Raw genomic sequence first — 20,101 nt, 5'->3', positions numbered from 1 at the left:
ACATCCATACAGCCTCCCCTTAACGTGACGGGCAATGGGCGTGCGAAACGCCGGAACGGCAAGGTGCAACAGGAGGCAGGGTGGATACCAGTCTGATTTATGGGATTGGCGGTGTCGCGATCGGCATGCTGTTGGGGTGGCTGATCGCCAGTCTGCGGGTGCAGCAGGCGAATGCGCAACATGAAACCGAACTGCGGTTGCTGGAGCAAGCGTTGCAGCAGGCGCAGCAGGAAACGGCGGCGCGGCAAGAGGCTCTGCAGCGCCACGAGCAGCAGCTGCGGCAGAGCGAGCTGGAGCTACGCAACCTGCACAGCCAGTTGGCGGCCGGGCATGAAAAGCTGCAACAGCTCAACCATTGGCGCAACGAATGTGAACTGCTTAATCAGGAGCTGCGCGCCCAGCGCGAGGTCAACAGCGCGCAGGAGGCCGAGCTGCGCGAAGTCACCATCCGTCTGGAAGAGACGCGCATGGCGGCGGAAGAGAAGCAGCGCCTGCTTATCAACAGCGAACAGCGCCTCACCACCCAGTTTGAAAACCTCGCCAACCGCATTTTTGAACACAGCGGCCGCAAGGTGGACGAGCAAAATAAGCAAAGCTTGGATCGGTTGCTGCTGCCGCTGCGTGAACAGCTGGACGGTTTCCGCCGGCAGGTGCAGGACAGTTTTGGTCAGGAAGCGCGGGAGCGCCACACGCTGACGCACGAGATACGCAATCTGCAGCAGTTGAACGCGCAGATGGCGCGCGAAGCCATCAACCTCACCAAGGCGCTCAAAGGCGACAACAAGACGCAGGGCAACTGGGGCGAGGTGGTGCTGAGCCGGGTGTTGGAGGCTTCCGGCCTGCGCGAAGGGCACGAGTATGAAACGCAGGTCAACGTGCGGGTGGATCACCAGAGCCGCATGCAGCCCGATGTGATCGTGCGCCTGCCGCAGGGCAAGGACGTGGTGATCGACGCCAAGATGTCGCTGATCGCCTACGAGCGCTATTTCAACGGTGAAGACGAGGTGGAGCGCGAAGCGGCGCTGAGCGAACATATCGCCTCGCTGCGCGGCCACATTCGCATGCTGGGCCGCAAGGACTATCAGCAGTTGCCGGGGCTGCGCTCGTTGGACTATGTGCTGATGTTCATTCCGGTCGAGCCCGCCTTCCTGCTGGCTATCGATCGCGAACCGGAGCTGATCAGCGAAGCGCTCAAGCACAACATCATGCTGGTCAGCCCGACCACGTTGCTGGTGGCGCTGCGCACCATCACCAACCTGTGGCGCTATGAGCATCAAAGCCAGAACGCGCAGCGCATCGCCGATCGCGCGGCGAAACTGTATGACAAGATGCGGCTGTTCGTGGACGATATGTCCGCGCTGGGGCAGAGCCTGGACAAGGCGCAGGGCAGTTATCGTCAGGCGATGAACAAACTGAGCGAAGGCCGTGGTAATCTTATCGGCCAAATTGAAGGTTTCCGCGCGCTGGGGGTTGAGGTCAAACGGCCGATAAACCCGCTGCTGGCGCAGCAAGCCGGCGCGCAACACGATGAAGCGGAAGAGGCGAACGACGACGATGTCGCCGCGCTGCCGCAGACGAAAGACGATGACGATACCGCCGGGGAACCGGGCTTCGTTTCGCACGGCTGAGGCCGTGGCGAGGTGGGGTATTCTCCGAGCTTCTGGTACACTCATCCACACAAAATTGACTGAATAGCAGGCAGGACAATGGCAGATCAACCGCAGGAAACCACCGATTTCGGTTTTCGCACCGTCGCTAGAGACGAAAAACAGGCCATGGTGGCGGACGTTTTTCATTCGGTAGCGGCAAAGTATGACGTGATGAACGACCTGATGTCGTTCGGCATCCACCGTATCTGGAAGCGTTTCACCATTGACTGCAGCGGCGTGCGCCGTGGGCAGCGCGTGCTGGATCTGGCCGGCGGTACCGGCGACCTGGCCGCCAAGTTCTCCCGCATGGTCGGCGAGCAGGGGCAGGTGGTGCTGGCGGACATCAACGATTCGATGCTGAAGATGGGGCGCGAGAAACTGCGCGATCGCGGCATCGTCGGCAACATCAATTACGTGCAGGCCAACGCCGAAGCGCTGCCGTTCCCGGACAACTACTTCGATTGCATCACCATCTCCTTCGGCCTGCGCAATGTCACCGACAAAGACAAAGCGCTGCGCTCGATGTTCCGCGTGCTCAAGCCGGGCGGCCGCCTGCTGGTGCTGGAGTTCTCCAAGCCGCTGCTGGCGCCGCTGAGCAAGGCTTACGATGCCTACTCCTTCCACGTGCTGCCGAAGATCGGCGAGCTGGTGGTGAAAGATCCGGACAGCTACCGCTACCTGGCGGAATCGATCCGCATGCACCCCGATCAGGAAACCCTGAAGGGCATGATGGGCAACGCCGGTTTTGAAAACGTCACCTATTTCAACCTGACCGGTGGGATTGTCGCCCTGCATCGCGGCTTCAAGTTCTGAGAGGGAGATGCCGATGCTGTTTACCCCTCTGCTGACCGCTGCGCTGGAAACCTCGCTGAATAACCTGCTGTTTCGCGATCGCAGCATGAAAGCCGCTCGCCAACGCCTGGCGGGCAAGGTGCTGCGCATCGAACTGGAAGAGCTGGCTTCACCGCTGGTGCTGGTGTTCAGCGAACTGCGCGTAGACGTGCTTGGGCAGTCCGAAGACAGCGCCGATTGCACGGTGCGCAGCCGCATTCCCGTCTTACTGAAGCTGCGCGATCGCCAGCAGTTGCCGGTGCTGATGCGCAGCGGCGAATTGACGGTGGAAGGCGATATTCAGGTGGTGCAACAGCTGGTTGGCCTGCTCGATCTTGCGGAGTGGGATCCGGCGGAGTGGCTGGCGCCTTACATCGGCGATATCGCCGCCCAGGGCATTACGCAGGCGCTGGGAAAAGGCGCCTCGCTGCTGAAAGCCGGCTTTATGCGCCGGCAGCAGGACATGGCGGAGACGTTGACGGAAGAGTGGCGCCTGGCGCCGGGGCCACTGGAAGTGGTGTGGTTCAACGAAGAAGTTGATGCTCTCGCCCGCAGCGCGGAAGCGCTGTTTGCCCGCATGGACAAGTTGGAGGGCAAGCGATGACCCCAGGCGAACTGCGCCGTTTGTATTTTATCGTCCGCGTTTTTCTCAGCTATGGGCTGGACGAACTGATCCCTAAAATGCGTTTGACGCTGCCGCTGCGCTTTGGCCGCCGTCTGCTGTTCTGGATGCCGAATCGGCACAAGGACAAGCCGCTGGGTGAACGGCTGCGGCTGGCGCTACAGGAGCTGGGGCCGGTATGGATCAAGTTCGGCCAGATGATGTCGACCCGCCGCGATCTGTTTCCGCCGCACATTGCCGATCAGCTGACGTTGCTGCAGGATCGGGTGGCGCCTTTCGATGGCGCGCTGGCGCGTAAACATATCGAGCTGGCGATGGGTGGCCCACTGGAAACCTGGTTCGACGATTTCGATCAGCAGCCGTTGGCCTCTGCCTCGATCGCGCAGGTGCATACCGCGCGGTTGAAAACCACCGGCCAGGAAGTGGTGCTGAAGGTGATCCGGCCGGATATCGGGCCGATCATCAAGGCCGACGTGCGGCTGATGTACCGGTTGGCCGGCTGGGTGCCGAAGCTGTTGCCGGACGGCCGCCGTCTGCGCCCGCGTGAAGTGGTGCGCGAGTACGAGAAAACCCTGCTGGACGAATTGAACCTGCTGCGCGAAGCGGCCAACGCCATTCAGCTGCGCCGCAATTTCGACGGTAGCCCGATGCTGTACGTACCGGAAGTTTATTCCGACTACTGCCGTGAAAGCGTATTGGTGATGGAACGCATCTACGGCATTCCGGTCTCGGACATCGCCACGCTTGAACGGCAGGGCACCAACATGAAACTGTTGGCGGAACGCGGCGTCCAGGTGTTCTTTACCCAGGTATTCCGCGACAGCTTCTTCCATGCGGACATGCATCCCGGTAATATTTTCGTCAGCTACGAACATCCGGAAGATCCTTGCTATATCGGCATCGACTGCGGCATCGTCGGCTCGCTGAACAAGGATGATAAACGCTACTTGGCGGAAAACTTCATCGCCTTCTTCAACCGCGATTACCGCAAGGTGGCGGAACTGCACGTCGACTCCGGTTGGGTGCCGCGCGACACCAACGTGGAAGACTTCGAATTCGCCATCCGCACCGTGTGCGAGCCGATTTTCGAGAAACCGCTGGCGGAGATTTCCTTTGGCAACGTGCTGCTGAACCTGTTCAACACTGCGCGCCGCTTCAATATGGAAGTGCAGCCGCAGCTGGTGTTATTGCAGAAGACCTTACTGTATGTTGAAGGGCTGGGGCGCCAGCTCTACCCGCAGCTGGATCTGTGGACTACCGCCAAGCCGTTCCTCGAGAGCTGGCTGCGCGATCAGGTCGGCATTCCTGCCGTGGTGCGCGCGCTGAAAGAGAAAGCGCCGTTCTGGGCGGAGAAGCTGCCCGAACTGCCCGAGCTGTTTTACGACAGCCTGCAGCAGCATAAACTGTTGCAACAAAGCGTTGATAAGCTGACCAACCAAATGCAGGCTCAGCGGGTTCGTCAGGGGCAGTCACGTTATTTGTTCGGCGTTGGCGCTACACTGTTAGTAAGCGGTACGCTGTTGCTGCTGGGGCAAATCGAGGTGTTTCCCGCCTGGATGATGGCCGCCGGCATCGTATGCTGGGTGATTGGCTGGAAGCGAACCACCTGATTTAATTCGTTACTCTGGTAAGGCCAGGCCTATAATGCGGGCTGGCTTTAAAAGACCTTTTAAAATTAGAGGTAATTGAAATGGGCGGTATTAGTATTACGCAATTGTTGATCATCGCAGTGATCGTGGTGCTGCTGTTCGGCACCAAAAAACTGCGCACGCTGGGCTCCGATCTCGGCGCCTCGATCAAGGGCTTCAAAAAGGCGATCGGCGACGATACGCCGTCGAACCCCAACACGGCTGAAAAAAGCAGCCTGGATGACGCTGACTTCGCGGCCAAGCCTATTACCGATAAGCAGCCGGAAGTGAAACCGGAAGAGTCGAAGAACAAAGAGCAGGTATAAACCGTGTTTGACATTGGGTTTAGTGAGCTGCTGCTGGTGCTGGTGATCGGCCTGATTGTTCTGGGGCCGGAACGGTTGCCGGTCGCGGTCAGAACGGTGTCGGGCTGGATCCGCGCGCTGCGCTCGCTGGCGGCCTCGGTGCAGCACGAACTGTCTCAGGAACTGAAGCTGCAGGAGCTGCAGGACAGCCTGAAAAAAGCCGAACAGGCCGGCCTGCAGAACCTGACGCCGGAACTGAAGGCATCGATGGATGAGCTGAAAGACGCGGCGGAATCATTGAAACGCACCTACCGGGGCGAGACAGAAGAGCTGGCGAACACCATTCATAACCCGCAGGCCATCGATCCGGAAGCTTTGCACGACGGCGTGACGCCGGCGGAAGCGGCAACCCGCGCCAGCGCGCCCGCCGCCGTGCCAAAACCGGCAGCGGAGCCTGAGGCCGTTGCGGCTGCATCCCCGGCTGCGCCCGTGGCGGCGCAACCGGCCAAAGCACCGGTGGAAACCGCGCCGGCACCTGTCGAACCTGTTGCGGATAAAATCCCAGCGTCTCACCAACCTAGTGGCGATCGTTAATACATGGCTGTTGAAGATACCCAACCCCTTATCAGTCATCTGATAGAGCTGCGCAAGCGGCTGTTGAACTCGATTATTTGCGTGCTGGCGGTGTTCGTAGTGCTGGTGTTTTTCGCCAACGACATCTACCAGCTGGTTTCTGCACCGCTGCTCAAGCAGTTGCCGGCCGGGGCGAGCATGATCGCCACCGACGTGGCGTCACCGTTCTTTACGCCGATCAAGCTGACCATGATCGTCTCGGTGTTTGTCTCCGCGCCGATGATTCTGTATCAGGTGTGGGCATTCATCGCGCCGGCGCTGTACAAGCATGAACGCCGCCTGATGATGCCGCTGCTGGTATCCAGCAGCCTGTTGTTCTACCTCGGCATGGCCTTCGCCTACTTCATCGTGTTCCCGCTGGCCTTTGGCTTCTTTGCCAAGACCGCGCCGATGGGGGTGACCATTGCGACCGACATTAAAAACTACCTCGATTTCGTCATGGCGCTGTTTATGGCGTTCGGCGTCGCCTTCGAAGTGCCGGTCGCCATCATTCTGCTGTGCTGGAGTGGTGTCACCTCGCCGGAAGATCTGAAGAAGAAACGGCCGTATGTATTGGTCGGCGCGTTTGTGGTCGGCATGCTGTTGACGCCGCCGGACGTGTTCTCGCAAACCCTGTTGGCAATACCGATGTATCTGCTGTTTGAAGTGGGGGTATTCTTCGCTCGCTTCTATACCGGCAAGCGTCGTCCGCAAGCGGAAGAAGAAGACGAGGGTGACGAACCCCCAGCCTCATGATCCACATTGATTGCTAAGCCGCCCACTGGGCGGCTTTTGCTTTGGAAAAAACCATGTTTGATATCGGCGTTAATCTCACCAGCAGCCAATTCGCCAAAGATCGCCATGCGGTGGTGGAACGCGCCCGCGCCGCGGGCGTGACGGGGATGTTGATTACCGGCACCGATCTGGCGGAGAGCCGCGAGGCCGCCGAACTGGCGCGGCAACATGCGGGCTACTGTTGGTCTACCGCCGGCGTGCATCCGCACTACGCCAGCGGCTGGGATGAACACACCGCCGAGCAGATTTATGCGTTGGCCGCGCGCCCTGAAGTGGCGGCGATCGGCGAATGCGGCCTGGATTTCAACCGCAATTTCTCGACGCCCGCGCAGCAGGAAGCGGCGTTCACCGCGCAGCTGGCGCTGGCGGCGGAGTTGGCGCTGCCGGTGTTTCTTCATTGCCGCGACGCACACGCACGTTTTGCCGAGCTACTGACGCCGTGGTTGGATAAACTGCCCGCGGCCGTGGTGCACTGCTTCACCGGCACCGCCGAAGAATTAACTAGCTGCCTGTCGCTGGGCCTGTCGATCGGGATTACCGGTTGGGTCTGCGACGAGCGGCGCGGCCTGGAATTGCGCGCCCTGTTGCCGCAGATCCCGGCCGAGCGTCTGCTGCTGGAAACGGACGCCCCTTATCTGTTGCCCCGGGATTTACAGCCTAAACCCGCATCTCGCCGCAACGAACCCTGTTTCCTGCCCCATATCGTGCATCAGGTCGCCGTCTGGCGACAGGAAGAGCCGCAATGGCTGGGGCAAAAAACCGATGAGAACGCCCGCCGGCTATTCCGGCTGGTTTGAGCTAGGAGAAAACTATGAGCTATGCATTTCCGGGCACCTTCCCTGGTCGCCGTATGCGCCGCGTGCGCCGTCATGACTTCAGCCGCCGCCTGGTGGCCGAGAACCAACTGACGGTCAACGACCTGATTTATCCGGTGTTTGTCATGGAAGGTAGCAACCGTCAGGAAGAAGTGGCCTCGATGCCGGGCGTATCGCGCATGACGATCGATCTGCTGGTCAAGGAAGCGGAAACCATCGCCAAACTCGGCGTGCCGGTGATCTCCCTGTTCCCGGTGATTGAGCCAGGTCTGAAATCGCTGCATGCGGAAGAAGCCTATAATCCGGAAGGACTGGTGCAGCGCACGGTGCGCGCGCTGAAAGACGCGGTGCCTGAGCTGGGCATTCTGACTGACGTAGCGCTCGATCCCTACACCACGCACGGGCAGGATGGGGTAATCGATGAGCAGGGTTATGTGATTAACGATGTGACCAAAGACATCCTGGTGCGTCAGGCGCTTTCCCATGCCGAAGCGGGCGCGGAAATCGTGGCGCCGAGTGACATGATGGACGGCCGCATCGGGGCGATCCGCGATCGTCTGGAATTGCAGGGTCTGGTGAATACCCAGATTATGGCCTACTCCGCCAAGTATGCTTCCTGTTACTACGGCCCGTTCCGCGATGCGTTGGGTTCCAGCGGCAATCTGAAGGGTGGCAACAAGAAGACCTATCAGATGGATCCGGCCAACAGCGATGAAGCGCTGCAGGAGATTGCACAGGATCTGCAGGAAGGCGCGGATATGGTGATGGTGAAACCGGGCATGCCGTACCTCGACGTTGTGCGCCGCGTGAAGGATACCTTCGGCGTGCCAACCTTCGCTTATCAGGTGTCCGGCGAGTACGCCATGCATATGGCGGCGATTCAGAACGGCTGGCTGCAGGAGCAGCCTGCGGTGATGGAGTCGTTGATGTGCTTCAAACGCGCCGGCGCCGACGGCGTGCTGACCTACTTCGCCAAGCGTGTCGCCCAGTGGCTGCACGACGACGCGATGCGTCGCTAGGCGTGAAATGAGCCAACAAAAAGGCGCCTGAGGGCGCCTTTTGCATTACATCTTCTGGAACTGTCGGTTGTCGATGCTTTGGCTGACCTGTTTGTTGATCAGGTTCAGCAACAGCATCGAGCGGGCCTCGCCGTCCGGCTCGGTGTAGATCGCCTGCAGCCCTTCGAACACGCCGTCGACGATCAGGACGGTATCCCCCGGCTGCGGGGTTTCCGGATCGACATAGGTTTCGCTGGCGTGCGTGCGCAGCTCATCGATCACCTTGCTCGGGATGACGCTCGGCAGCGCGCCGAAGCGCACGAAGTGGCTGACGCCGCGGGTGGCGCTGATGGTGGTGGTGTGAATGCGCTCCGGGTCGAACTCCACAAACAGATAGTTGGGAAACAGGGGTTCGCTGACCGCGATACGCTTGCCGCGCACGATCTTTTCCAGCGTGATGATCGGGCTGAGGCAGTTTACCTGCTGCCGTTCCAGATGTTCCTGCGCCCGCAACAGCTGACCGCGTTTGCAATAAAGTAGATACCAGGATTCCATAATTTCACATGCCTTTCTGCCAGCCGGTAAGCATATCAAAAGCGCTTCCGGATACATAGTGATGCAAGTTTCAGCGTGTAACATCACCTATCTCTATGAATATGCGGCTATTAGCGAGGGGTCACACACTTATCGATACGGCGCTGGTATAACAGAGGGCTAAAAATTTGTTACCGTCACAGTATGGCAAGGCGTTGCGCCACCAGCTGTGACGCTATTCATCGTTTTTGACCGAGGGAAAGATAAATGGAGCTGTTTCTGTTGAGCAACGGCAAGCTGTCTGGCGAAGCCGAGCTGCTGGGGTATGCCAAAAGCCAACTGCTGGCGATGATTGCGCGTCGCGGCATCAAATCCGCCGTCTTTATCCCTTATGCGCTGATCCGTTACGACTACGACCAGCGTGCGCAGGAGCTGGCGCAAACGCTGGGTATCGAAGTCACCAGCATCCACCACGCCGCTTCGCCGGCGGCGGCGATCGCGCAGGCGGAGTGCATTTTGGTCAGCGGCGGCAATACCTGGTTGCTGAACCAAATGCTGCACGAACAAGGCCTGATCGTGCCCATCCAGCGCGCGGTGCGCGAGCGTGAAGTGCCTTACGTCGGCTGGAGCGCCGGTTGCAACGTGGCCACGCCGAGCATTCGCACCACCAATGATATGCCGGTGCGCTGCAGCGTAGTGCTGCCGGCGCTGGGGCTGTTCCCGGTGCAAATCAACCCGCATTACATCGACGCGCATATCAGCGGCCACATGGGCGAAACCCGTGACGAGCGCCTGGCGGAGTTCTGCGCGATCAACCCGAGCGAATCGGTGGTGGCGCTGCGTGAAGGCAGCCTGCTGCACGTTGAAGGCAACGAGCTGCGTTACTTCAGCGCCAACGGGCAGGGCTTCAAGGTGTTCCGCCACGGCGAGGAGACGCGCGAATATCAGGATGCGCGTGCGCTGGCTGCGCTGGTGCCGTTCAACTGTGGCTGAGGGCCACCCGATGGCGGGCGGCGTTAACAAAATTGCAGCAACAACCGTGAAGAGGGCTTATAATGCCCTCCCCACTGGCCGTTATAATGATCAGCATGAAATACCGTGACTTACGCGATTTCCTCTCGTTGCTGGAGAAGAGAGGGGAACTAAAACGCATCAGCCAGCCGATCGATCCTTACCTGGAAATGACGGAGATTGCCGATCGCACCCTGCGGGCGGGCGGCCCGGCATTGCTGTTTGAAAACCCGAAAGGCTACGACATGCCGGTGCTGTGCAACCTGTTCGGCACCGCCAATCGCGTAGCGATGGGTATGGGGCAGGAAGACATCAGCGCGCTGCGCGAAGTCGGCAAACTGCTGGCGTTCCTCAAAGAGCCGGAGCCGCCGAAAGGCTTCCGCGATCTGTTCGACAAAATGCCGAAGTTCAAGCAGGTGCTGAACATGCCGACCAAGGTGCTGGGATCCGCGCCTTGTCAGGAGCAGGTATGGCAGGGCGAGGACGTCGATCTGGGCCGTATTCCGGTGATGCACTGCTGGCCGGAAGACGCCGCGCCGCTGATCACCTGGGGGCTGACGGTGACCCGCGGCCCGCATAAAGAACGGCAAAATCTCGGCATCTATCGCCAGCAGGTGCTGGGCAAGAATAAAGTGATCATGCGCTGGCTGTCGCATCGCGGCGGCGCGCTGGATTATCAGGAGTGGTGCCAGGCGCACCCCGGCGAGCGTTTCCCGGTTGCGGTGGCGCTGGGCGCCGATCCCGCCACCATCCTCGGCGCGGTGACGCCGGTGCCGGATACCCTGTCTGAATACGCTTTTGCCGGGCTGCTGCGCGGCAATAAAACCGAAGTGGTCAAGTGCCTTTCCAACGATCTGGAAGTGCCCGCCAGCGCTGAAATCGTGCTGGAAGGCTATATCGAGCCGGGTGAAATGGCGCCGGAAGGCCCGTACGGCGACCACACCGGTTACTACAATGAAATCGACCAGTTCCCGGTGTTCACCGTCACCCACATCACCCAGCGCCGCAACGCGATCTACCACTCGACCTACACCGGCCGGCCGCCGGATGAGCCGGCGATCCTGGGCGTGGCGCTGAATGAAGTGTTCGTGCCGATCCTGCAAAAGCAGTTCCCGGAAATCGTCGATTTCTATCTGCCGCCGGAAGGGTGCTCGTACCGCCTGGCGGTAGTGACCATGAAGAAACAGTACGCCGGCCACGCTAAACGCGTGATGATGGGTGTCTGGTCGTTCCTGCGGCAGTTTATGTACACCAAATTTGTTATCGTCTGCGATGACGACGTCAATGCGCGCGACTGGAACGACGTAATTTGGGCGATCACCACACGAATGGATCCGGCAAGGGATACCGTTCTGGTGGAGAATACGCCGATCGACTATCTGGACTTCGCCTCACCGGTTTCCGGCCTGGGTTCGAAGATGGGGCTGGACGCCACCAATAAATGGCCGGGTGAAACCGATCGCGAATGGGGCCGTCCGATTCAGATGGATGAAAAGGTACGTGCGCGCGTCGACGAAATCTGGGATGAGCTCGCAATCTTCAGTGACAGGGAACCGACGCTGTAGCGTCAGGCCCTGTTCTCAGCTTTGCATTGATGACCCGACAGAGGGAACGCATGACAATATTGAGCTGTAAAGTGACCTCGGTAGAGGCCATTACCGATACGGTTTATCGGGTACGTCTGGTGCCCGAGCAGCCGTTTTCTTTCAAGGCAGGGCAATATCTGATGGTGGTGATGGACGAGCGCGACAAGCGCCCGTTCTCGCTGGCATCTACCCCGACGCAGCAAGATTACATCGAGCTGCACATCGGCGCTTCGGAGCTGAATCTGTACGCCATGGCGGTGATGGATCGCATCCTGAAAGAGCAGGCGATCACCGTCGACGTGCCGCACGGCGACGCCTGGCTGCGGGAAGAGGGCAGCCGTCCGCTGGTGCTGATCGCCGGCGGCACCGGTTTCTCTTATGCGCGTTCAATCCTGTTGACCGCGTTGGAGCAGCAGCCCGATCGCGATATTTCTATCTACTGGGGCGGGCGTGAGCTGAAGCACCTGTACGATCTGAGCGAGCTGGAAGCGCTGTCGTTGCAGCATCCGAATCTGAAGGTGATCCCGGTGGTCGAGCAGCCGGAAGCCGAATGGCGCGGCCGCAGCGGCACCGTGCTCAGCGCGGTGCTGCAGGATTTCGGCACGCTGGCGGAGCACGACATCTATATCGCCGGGCGTTTCGAGATGGCGAAAATCGCCCGTGAGCGTTTCTGCGCCGAGCGCGGCGCGCTGGAAGCGCATATGTTCGGCGACGCGTTTTCGTTTATCTGACCGATGCGATGCGCAGTGAACGGGGTGGCCGAGGGTCGCCCCGTTTTTATTTGGGCGCCGGCAAACGTCAGGCATAAAAAACCCGCCCCTGACAGGCGGGAAGAACGGCAACTAAACTTGGCGGGATGCCGCGATTTGAAGTGGTGACGCGGTCATCCCAAGATAGACACAGCTAAACGCGTTCAAAGACGGTGGCGATGCCCTGACCCAGGCCGATGCACATGGTCGCCAGGCCGAACTGCGCGTCGCGACGTTCCATGTTGTTCAACAGGGTGGTCGAGATGCGGGAGCCTGAACACCCCAGCGGGTGGCCGAGCGCGATGGCGCCGCCGTTCAGGTTGATCTTGTCGTCGATGCTGTCCATCAGCCCCAGATCCTTGATGCACGGCAGCGACTGGGCGGCGAACGCTTCGTTCAGCTCGAACAGATCGATGTCCTGCACGCTCAGACCGGCGCGTTTCAGCGCCAGCTTGCTGGCCGGCACCGGGCCGTAACCCATGATGGAAGGATCGCAGCCGACGACCGCCATCGAGCGGATGCGGGCGCGTGCCTTCAAACCGAGCGCTTTGGCGCGCGATTCGCTCATCAGCAGCATGGCGGAAGCGCCGTCCGACAGGGCGGAAGAACTGCCGGCGGTGACGGTGCCGTTGACCGGATCGAACGCCGGGCGCAGGGCCGACAGGCTTTCGACGGTGGTTTCCGGGCGAATGACTTCATCGAAATCGTAACGGGTCAGCACGCCATCGGCGTCGTGACCGTTGGTCGGTATGATCTCGTTTTTGAAGTAACCCGCCAGCGTCGCCGCATGCGCGCGCTGGTGGGAGCGGGCGGCGAACTCATCCTGCATCTGGCGGCTGATGTTGTGCATCTTGGCCAGCATTTCGGCGGTCAGCCCCATCATCCCGGCGGCTTTGGCCACGCTGCGGCTCAGCCCCGGATGGAAATCCACACCGTGGTTCATCGGCACATGGCCCATGTGTTCCACGCCGCCGATCAGGCTGACGTGTGCGTCGCCGATCATGATGGCGCGCGCCGCGTCGTGCAGCGCCTGCATCGAAGAGCCGCATAGGCGATTGACGGTCACCGCCGGCACGCGGTGCGGGATCTCGGCCAGCAGCGCGGCGTTGCGGGCGATGTTGAAGCCTTGTTCCAGCGTCTGCTGCACGCAGCCCCAGTAAATGTCATCGATCTCGGCGGCGTCCAGCGCCGGGTTGCGGCTCAGCACTTCACGCATCAGGTGAGCGGAGAGATCTTCGGCGCGCACCTGGCGGAAGGCGCCGCCCTTGGAGCGGCCCATCGGCGTGCGTACGGCATCAACAATAACTACGTTTTCCATCTTTATGACCTCATGCCGGTTGGCGGGTAGCGACGTCGGACAGCGGTGTCGCCACCGGGTAGTAGCTTTCATTGCGTTCGGCCTTGGCGCGCAGACCGGCCGGCACCTGATACAGGGCGCCGAGGTGTGCGTAACGCTGGGCCAGCTCAACGTAGTTGGCGGTGCCGAGCGTATCCAGATAGCGGAACGCGCCGCCGTGGAACGGAGGGAAGCCAATGCCGTAGACCAACGCCATATCGGCTTCCGCCGGGCTGGCGACGATCTTCTCTTCCAGGCAGCGAACCACTTCGTTGATCATCGGGATCATCATGCGCGCGATGATTTCTTCGTCGCTGATGGTCTGGCGCGGTTGGCTCACTTCGGCCAGCAGCGCATCGGTCTGCTCGTCGTTGTCCTTGCGCGGTTTGCCTTTGCTGTCCTGGCTGTAGCGGTAGAAGCCCAGCTGATTTTTCTGACCGAAGCGCTGGTTGTCGAACATCACGTCAATGGCGTCGCGGTAGTCTTTGCTCATGCGATCCGGGAAGCCGGCGGCCATTACCGCCTGCGCATGATGCGCGGTGTCGATGCCCACGACGTCGAGCAGGTAGGCCGGGCCCATCGGCCAGCCGAACTGTTTTTCCATCACTTTATCGATCTGACGGAAGTCGGCGCCGTCGCGCAGCAGCAGGCTGAAGCCGGCGAAATACGGGAACAGCACGCGGTTGACGAAGAAGCCCGGGCAGTCGTTCACCACGATCGGCGTTTTGCCCATGCGGCTAGCGTAGGCCACCACCTTGGCGATGGTGTCATCGCTGGTCTGTTCGCCGCGAATGATTTCAACCAGTGGCATGCGGTGTACCGGGTTAAAGAAGTGCATGCCGCAGAAGTTTTGCGGGCGCTTCAGCGATTTTGCCAGGTGATTAATCGGAATGGTCGAGGTGTTCGACGCCAGCACGGTGTCCTCACCGACCAGGGTTTCCACTTCCGACAGCACGGCGGCTTTGACTTTCGGGTTCTCGACGACCGCTTCGACGATCACCTGCGCGCGTTCGATACCAGCGTAGTCCAGCGTCGGCTGAATGGTCGACAGCACCTGTGCCATTTTCAGGCCATCCAGCTTGCCGCGTTCCAGTTGCTTATTGAGTAGCTTGGCCGCTTCGCTCATGCCCAGCGTCAGCGACTTGTCGCTGATGTCTTTCATGATCACCGGCACGCCTTTCAGCGCCGATTGGTAAGCGATGCCGCCGCCCATGATGCCGGCGCCCAGCACCGCCGCCTGTTTCGGCGCATCCACATTCTTGGCCAGCTTTTTCGCCTGGCCCTTCACGAACTGATCGTTGAGGAAGATGCCGACCAGCGCGCGCGCTTCGTTGGAACGCGCCAACGGCACGAAGCTGGCGGTTTCCAGTTTCAGCGCTTCATCACGGCCCAGCTTGGCGGCGGCTTCAATGGTTTTCACCGCGGTCATCGGCGCCGGGTAATGTTTACCGGCGGTCTGCAGCACCATGCCTTTAGCGGTGGTGAAGCTCATCGCCGCTTCAATCGGGCTGAGCTTCAGCGGCTCCAGCTTAGGTTGACGCGCGGCGCGCCAGTCCAGCTTGCCGTCGATCGCCTGTTGCAGCATGTTGAGCGCCGCTTCGGCCAGTTTTTCCGGAGCCACTACCGCATCCACCAGGCCGACTTTCAGTGCCTCTTTGGCGCTGACGTCTTTGCCGGCGGCGATGATTTCCAGCGCGCTGTCGTTACCCAGCAGGCGCGGCAGGCGGACGGAACCGCCGAAGCCCGGCATGATGCCCAATTTGGTTTCCGGCAGGCCAATGCGCGCGTCCGGTGAGGCGACGCGGAAATCGGTCGCCAGAATGCATTCGCAACCGCCGCCGAGCGCATAGCCGTTAATGGCCGAAATGGTCGGCACCGGCAAATCTTCCAGCCGGTTAAAGACGTTGTTGGCGAACACCAGCCACTCTTGCAGCTTTTCAGCCGGTGCGGCGAACAGAGAAAGGAATTCGGTGATATCGGCGCCGACGATAAACGCAGCTTTGGAGGAACGCAGCAGCAGCCCTTTCAGCTCAGGCTGGTTTTCCAGCACGGTGAGCGCTTCGCCCAGGCTGGCTACGGTGCGGGTGTCCAGCTTGTTGACCGAGCCCGGTGCGTTGAACACCAGCTCGGCGATGCCGTTATCGAGCCAGTGCAGTTGTAATGTTTCGCCTTGGTAGAGCATGTCTATCTCCTGAATCAGCGTATGATCTGGTATGACCAGATGATGAGGAGTGTGGTTTTTATGTTAAAAATATGCAAATGAGAGATTGCATATTTGCTGGTCGGATCACATCTCACCAAGTTAGCGTTTTGATTTAAAACGAAGTTATATTTTATGTGCTATCGGCATTTGCTGGCGGTTGTCGGCCTTCATACACTTGCCAGCGGCGATTTATCATTCAGGCGAGGTTAGGCATGAATAAGGCGGCTGGCGTCATGGCGACGACGATGCGGGGCTGAAGATGACACTCGGCTGGCTAAGGTTAAACTGCGGATGTAACGGCATTTGCCGGGAATTGCGAGCTGCTCCGCATGCCCAACGCGATGAGGTTGGTGCGCCGGAGCGCTGTGTTAAGATGACTTCTTTCGTGCTAAGGCATAAGGGTAATGTGATGGAAACGCTGGCTTCTTTGTATAACGACCACCTGGCAGAGCTGCAAAAACGCGCGCGCGAAGTGCTGGAGCGCAACAAGTTGGATGCGCTGCTGATTCACTCCGGTGAACTGCAAAAGGTATTTTTGGACGACCATAGCTATCCGTTCAAAGTGAACGCGCATTTCAAAGCCTGGGTGCCGGTGACGTCGGTGCCGAACTGCTGGTTGTGGATCGATGGCGTCAACAAGCCGAAGCTGTGGTTCTACTCCCCGGTCGACTACTGGCACAGTGTAGAGCCGCTGCCGGACAGTTTCTGGACCAAATCCCTTGAATTGATGCCGCTGGCCAACGCCGATGCTATCGCCCAGCAGCTTCCGCCGCAGCGCGAGCGCGTGGGCTATATCGGTTATGCGCAACAGCGCGCCCGCGATCTCGGCATCCCTTCGGAAAATATCAACCCGAAAGCGGTGTTGAACTACCTGGATTTCCACCGTTCGATCAAAACCGGCTACGAGCTGGCCTGCATGCGCGAAGCGCAGAAGACGGCGGTAACCGGCCATCGTGCGGCGCATGAAGCCTTCCTCTCCGGCATGAGCGAGTTCGACATCAATCTGGCCTACCTCACGGCGACAGGCCACCGCGATACCGACGTGCCTTACGACAACATCGTGGCGCTGAACGAACACGCTTCGGTACTGCACTACACCAAGCTGGATCATCAGCCGCCGGCCGAATCCCTGAGTTTCCTGATCGACGCCGGCGCGGAATACAACGGCTACGCCGCCGATCTGACCCGCACCTACGCGGCGCAAAGCGGCAGCGAATTCGCCCATCTGGTGAAAGATCTCAACGGTGAACAGCTGGCGCTGATCGACACCATCAAAACCGGCGTGCGCTATACCGACTACCATGTGCAGATGCACCAGCGCATCGCCAAGCTGCTCAAGAATCACAAGCTGGTGAACGGCCTCAGCGAAGAGGCGATGGTTGAAACGGGCATCACCACGCCGTTCCTGCCGCACGGGCTGGGCCACCCGCTGGGCCTGCAGGTGCACGACGCTGCCGGCTTTATGCAGGACGAGCAAGGCACCCATCTGGCGGCGCCGGCCAAGTATCCGTTCCTGCGTTGTACCCGCGTGTTGCAGCCGGGCATGGTATTGACCATCGAGCCGGGTCTGTACTTCATCGAGTCTCTGTTGGCGCCGTGGCGCAGCGGTGAGTTCAAGCAGCACTTCGCCTGGGATCGCATCGATGCGCTGAAGCCGTATGGCGGCATCCGCATCGAAGACAACATCGTGATCCACGAAAAGCGCATCGAGAACATGACGCGCGATCTGAACCTGGCCTGATGCGGCCGTATCCGATACCGGCGGAAGCAACCTGCTTTACCGAAGAAATAAAGAAGAGCCGTTTTATCACCCTGCTGGCGCCGACCAGCGGGGTAGAAGCGGCAAAGACGTTTATTCAGCAGGTGCGGGATGAACACCCGGCGGCACGGCACCATTGTTGGGCCTTCGTCGCCGGCAGCCCCGATGACTCGCAGCAGTTGGGATTCTCCGACGACGGAGAGCCGTCGGGTACCGCCGGCAAACCGATCCTCGCGCAGCTCATGGGCAGCGGCATCGGGGAAGTGACCGCCGTGGTCGTTCGTTACTACGGCGGTGTCAAGCTGGGCACCGGCGGATTGGTGAAAGCCTATGGCAACGGTGTTCAACAGGCGTTGAAGCAGCTGGCGTTGGCTCAAAAGGTGCCGGAAGCCGAATATATCTTGCAGTGCGACTATGCGCAGTTGGCGTTGGTGGAGAACTTGCTGCAGCAAACCGCAGGTCGGATCCTGCAGGGTGAATACGGCGCCGCTGTCGTGCTGCATCTGGCGTTGCCGGCCACCGAGGTCGAGCTGTTTGGGAATAAATTGCGTGATCTTAGTCGCGGTAATTTGCAATTAACCCCCATTTCGCAATAATTCCTCCCAATTGAATTGCTAAGGATCGTGCTGAAATGCATTTTCGCGCCATAACCCGTATCGTTGGTCTGCTGGTCATCCTGTTCTCCGGGACGATGTTTATTCCCGGCCTGGTGGCATTGATTTACCGCGATGGGGCGGGGCGCGCGTTCAGCCAAACCTTCTTCGTGGCGCTGACCATCGGTCTGATGCTGTGGTGGCCGAACCGCAAACAGAAACACGAACTGAAACCCCGCGAAGGCTTCCTGATCGTCGTGCTGTTCTGGACCGTGCTGGGCAGCGTGGGGGCATTGCCGTTCCTGTTTTCTGAACGGCCCAACTTGTCGCTGACCGACGCCTTCTTTGAATCCTTCTCGGGGCTGACGACCACCGGTGCGACGACGCTGGTGGGACTGGATTCGCTGCCGAAGGCCATTCTGTTCTATCGCCAAATGCTGCAATGGATGGGCGGCATGGGGATCATCGTGTTGGCGGTGGCGATACTGCCGATACTCGGCGTCGGCGGCATGCAGCTGTATCGGGCAGAAATGCCCGGGCCGCTGAAAGATAACAAAATGCGCCCGCGCATCGCCGAAACAGCCAAAACCCTGTGGCTAATCTATGTGTTGCTGACCGTAGCCTGTGCGCTGGCGCTCTGGGGAGCAGGAATGTCGGTGTTCGATGCCATCGGCCACAGTTTCTCGACCATCGCCATCGGCGGCTTTTCTACCCACGACGCCAGTATCGGTTATTACGCCAGTCCGACCATCAACACCATCATCGCCGTGTTCCTGCTGATTTCCGGCTGTAACTACGGCCTGCACTTCGCTTTGCTCAGCGGCCGCAGTCTGAAGGTATATGGGCGCGATCCTGAATTCCGCATGTTCATCTTCGTCCAGCTGACGCTGGTGGTGGTGTGCACGTTGGTGCTCTGGGGACATGGCGTCTATAAGAGCGGTATGGAAACGCTCAATCAGGCGTTCTTCCAGGTGGTATCGATGGCGACCACGGCCGGTTTTACGACCGACAGCATCGCCAAGTGGCCGCTGTTCCTGCCGATGCTGTTGTTGTGTTCGGCATTCATCGGCGGCTGCGCCGGCTCGACCGGCGGCGGCCTGAAGGTGATCCGTATTCTGCTGTTGTACCTGCAGGGCTCGCGCGAGTTGAAAAGGCTGGTGCACCCTAACGCGGTCTATACCATCAAATTGGGCAACCGCGCGCTGCCGGAACGCATTCTGGAGGCGGTGTGGGGATTTTTCTCCGCCTATGCGCTGGTGTTTATCGTCAGCATGCTGGCGATCATTGCTACCGGCGTTGATGATTTCTCCGCGTTTGCCGCAGTGACGGCAACGCTGAATAACCTCGGCCCCGGCCTGGGCGTAGTGGCGGATAACTTCACCACGATGCCGGCGGCGGCCAAGTGGATCCTGGTGGTGACGATGCTGTTCGGGCGCCTGGAAGTGTTTACATTGCTGGTGCTGTTTACGCCAACCTTCTGGCGTGAGTGAGCCTGATATAAGGAGTACGCCATGAAGGCATTGATACTTTATTCGAGCCGTGACGGGCAAACACGTGCTATCGCTTCTTATATAGCAAGCAAATTGCAGGATACGCTGCGCTGTGAGGTGATCGATCTGCTGCAGGCGGAACAGGTCGACCTTAATCAGTATCAGCTGGTGATGATCGGTGCTTCTATCCGTTACGGGCACTTTAACCCGGTGTTGGATAAATTCGTCAAACGTCATGCCGAGCAGCTGAATCGAATGCCGAGCGCGTTCTTTGCCGTGAACCTGACGGCGCGCAAACCGGAAAAGCGCTCGCCGCAAACCAACGCTTATACCCGCAAGTTTCTGCTGGCCTCGCCGTGGCAGCCAAAACAGTGCGCGGTGTTTGCCGGCGCATTGCGTTATCCGCGCTATCGCTGGTTCGACCGCATCATGATTCAATTTATTATGCGTATGACGGGTGGTGAAACGGATACCAGTAAGGAAGTGGAGTACACCGATTGGCAGCAGGTCGATCGTTTCGCCCAGGAATTTAGCCAGATCCCGTACGAAAAGTGACAAAAACGCGGGTTTGGCCAGCGTTTTGCC

General features: G+C 59.7%; 19 protein-coding genes. 16 read left to right on the top strand and 3 right to left on the bottom strand.

Going from position 1 to position 20,101, the window contains the following annotated elements; genetic code table 11:
• The first annotated feature begins 80 nt into the window (after window positions 1-80).
• From rmuC to hemB, 9 genes are all read left to right on the top strand, one after another.
• Window positions 81-1,628: a DNA recombination protein RmuC gene (rmuC, locus tag ACJ8HN_RS19855; RefSeq protein ID WP_033655131.1), complete on the top strand. Its 1,548-nt coding sequence runs from the start codon at window positions 81-83 to the stop codon at window positions 1,626-1,628.
• Between the two features lie 78 nt (window positions 1,629-1,706).
• Entirely contained in the window at window positions 1,707-2,462 is a 756-nt protein-coding gene (gene ubiE, locus ACJ8HN_RS19850; RefSeq protein ID WP_025304918.1) for a bifunctional demethylmenaquinone methyltransferase/2-methoxy-6-polyprenyl-1,4-benzoquinol methylase UbiE, read from the top strand.
• Between the two features lie 13 nt (window positions 2,463-2,475).
• Complete coding sequence (gene ubiJ / locus ACJ8HN_RS19845; protein ID WP_033636702.1) at window positions 2,476-3,084, top strand: ubiquinone biosynthesis protein UbiJ; 609 nt, start codon at window positions 2,476-2,478, stop codon at window positions 3,082-3,084.
• Window positions 3,081-4,712, top strand: a complete 1,632-nt coding sequence (gene ubiB, locus ACJ8HN_RS19840; protein ID WP_033655130.1) for a ubiquinone biosynthesis regulatory protein kinase UbiB — start codon at window positions 3,081-3,083, stop codon at window positions 4,710-4,712. The genes ubiJ and ubiB overlap by 4 nt, the downstream gene beginning before the upstream one ends.
• Window positions 4,713-4,792: 80 nt before the next feature.
• Window positions 4,793-5,056: a Sec-independent protein translocase subunit TatA gene (gene tatA, locus ACJ8HN_RS19835; protein ID WP_033636704.1), complete on the top strand. Its 264-nt coding sequence runs from the start codon at window positions 4,793-4,795 to the stop codon at window positions 5,054-5,056.
• A gap of 3 nt (window positions 5,057-5,059) precedes the next feature.
• The gene (tatB, locus tag ACJ8HN_RS19830; protein WP_039568058.1) at window positions 5,060-5,629 is read left to right on the top strand and encodes a Sec-independent protein translocase protein TatB; all 570 of its coding nucleotides are present in this window, start codon (window positions 5,060-5,062) and stop codon (window positions 5,627-5,629) included.
• Between the two features lie 3 nt (window positions 5,630-5,632).
• The gene (tatC, locus tag ACJ8HN_RS19825; RefSeq protein WP_033649673.1) at window positions 5,633-6,403 is read left to right on the top strand and encodes a Sec-independent protein translocase subunit TatC; all 771 of its coding nucleotides are present in this window, start codon (window positions 5,633-5,635) and stop codon (window positions 6,401-6,403) included.
• A gap of 53 nt (window positions 6,404-6,456) precedes the next feature.
• Window positions 6,457-7,239 carry a 3'-5' ssDNA/RNA exonuclease TatD gene (tatD, locus tag ACJ8HN_RS19820; RefSeq protein ID WP_060437052.1) on the top strand — a complete coding sequence of 261 codons (783 nt, stop codon included), beginning with the start codon at window positions 6,457-6,459 and terminating at the stop codon, window positions 7,237-7,239.
• A 14-nt stretch (window positions 7,240-7,253) separates the two neighbouring features.
• Complete coding sequence (hemB, locus tag ACJ8HN_RS19815) at window positions 7,254-8,276, top strand: porphobilinogen synthase (RefSeq protein WP_033636707.1); 1,023 nt, start codon at window positions 7,254-7,256, stop codon at window positions 8,274-8,276.
• A gap of 45 nt (window positions 8,277-8,321) precedes the next feature.
• Here hemB and rfaH read toward each other — a convergent pair whose 3' ends face one another.
• On the bottom strand, window positions 8,322-8,810 hold the full coding sequence (gene rfaH, locus ACJ8HN_RS19810; protein WP_004934466.1) for a transcription/translation regulatory transformer protein RfaH: 489 nt from the start codon (window positions 8,808-8,810) through the stop codon (window positions 8,322-8,324).
• A 246-nt stretch (window positions 8,811-9,056) separates the two neighbouring features.
• On the opposite strand from rfaH, the gene pepE reads away from it, so the two are divergent.
• The 3 genes from pepE (at window position 9,057) to fre (ending at window position 12,117) form a co-directional block, all read left to right on the top strand.
• Window positions 9,057-9,782 carry a dipeptidase PepE gene (pepE, locus tag ACJ8HN_RS19805; protein WP_442523851.1) on the top strand — a complete coding sequence of 242 codons (726 nt, stop codon included), beginning with the start codon at window positions 9,057-9,059 and terminating at the stop codon, window positions 9,780-9,782.
• Window positions 9,783-9,868: 86 nt separating this feature from the next.
• Window positions 9,869-11,365: a 4-hydroxy-3-polyprenylbenzoate decarboxylase gene (gene ubiD, locus ACJ8HN_RS19800; protein WP_025304926.1), complete on the top strand. Its 1,497-nt coding sequence runs from the start codon at window positions 9,869-9,871 to the stop codon at window positions 11,363-11,365.
• A 50-nt stretch (window positions 11,366-11,415) separates the two neighbouring features.
• Window positions 11,416-12,117, top strand: coding sequence for an NAD(P)H-flavin reductase (gene fre / locus ACJ8HN_RS19795; RefSeq protein ID WP_004934474.1), 702 nt, complete (start codon window positions 11,416-11,418; stop codon window positions 12,115-12,117).
• A 172-nt stretch (window positions 12,118-12,289) separates the two neighbouring features.
• On the opposite strand, the gene fadA is transcribed toward fre, so the two are convergent.
• Together fadA and fadB are read right to left on the bottom strand one after the other, a co-directional pair.
• Window positions 12,290-13,453, bottom strand: a complete 1,164-nt coding sequence (fadA, locus tag ACJ8HN_RS19790; protein ID WP_442523850.1) for an acetyl-CoA C-acyltransferase FadA — start codon at window positions 13,451-13,453, stop codon at window positions 12,290-12,292.
• 10 nt (window positions 13,454-13,463) lie between these two features.
• Window positions 13,464-15,653 (bottom strand): fatty acid oxidation complex subunit alpha FadB, encoded by a 2,190-nt coding sequence (fadB, locus tag ACJ8HN_RS19785; RefSeq protein ID WP_442523849.1) that lies wholly within the window; start codon window positions 15,651-15,653, stop codon window positions 13,464-13,466.
• A 430-nt stretch (window positions 15,654-16,083) separates the two neighbouring features.
• Here fadB and pepQ point away from each other — a divergent pair, with 430 nt between their 5' ends.
• From pepQ to hemG, 4 genes are read left to right on the top strand one after another with little or no spacing between them, the layout of a single operon-like run.
• Complete coding sequence (gene pepQ, locus ACJ8HN_RS19780; RefSeq protein ID WP_033649681.1) at window positions 16,084-17,415, top strand: Xaa-Pro dipeptidase; 1,332 nt, start codon at window positions 16,084-16,086, stop codon at window positions 17,413-17,415.
• A complete protein-coding gene (locus ACJ8HN_RS19775) occupies window positions 17,415-18,029 on the top strand; it encodes an IMPACT family protein (RefSeq protein ID WP_033649682.1) in 615 nt (204 codons plus the stop codon). The genes pepQ and ACJ8HN_RS19775 overlap by 1 nt, the downstream gene beginning before the upstream one ends.
• 35 nt (window positions 18,030-18,064) lie before the next feature.
• On the top strand, window positions 18,065-19,516 hold the full coding sequence (gene trkH, locus ACJ8HN_RS19770) for a Trk system potassium transporter TrkH (RefSeq protein WP_004934492.1): 1,452 nt from the start codon (window positions 18,065-18,067) through the stop codon (window positions 19,514-19,516).
• 21 nt (window positions 19,517-19,537) lie between these two features.
• The gene (gene hemG, locus ACJ8HN_RS19765; protein WP_047569749.1) at window positions 19,538-20,071 is read left to right on the top strand and encodes a menaquinone-dependent protoporphyrinogen IX dehydrogenase; all 534 of its coding nucleotides are present in this window, start codon (window positions 19,538-19,540) and stop codon (window positions 20,069-20,071) included.
• The last annotated feature ends 30 nt before the right edge of the window (window positions 20,072-20,101 follow it).

The sequence above is a fragment of the Serratia sp. CY29653 genome, from assembly GCF_052169255.1.
GTDB lineage: Bacteria > Pseudomonadota > Gammaproteobacteria > Enterobacterales > Enterobacteriaceae > Serratia > Serratia sarumanii.
The sequence above is the reverse complement of the archived record's forward strand: the minus strand, read 5'-3'. Positions and strand labels throughout refer to the sequence as shown.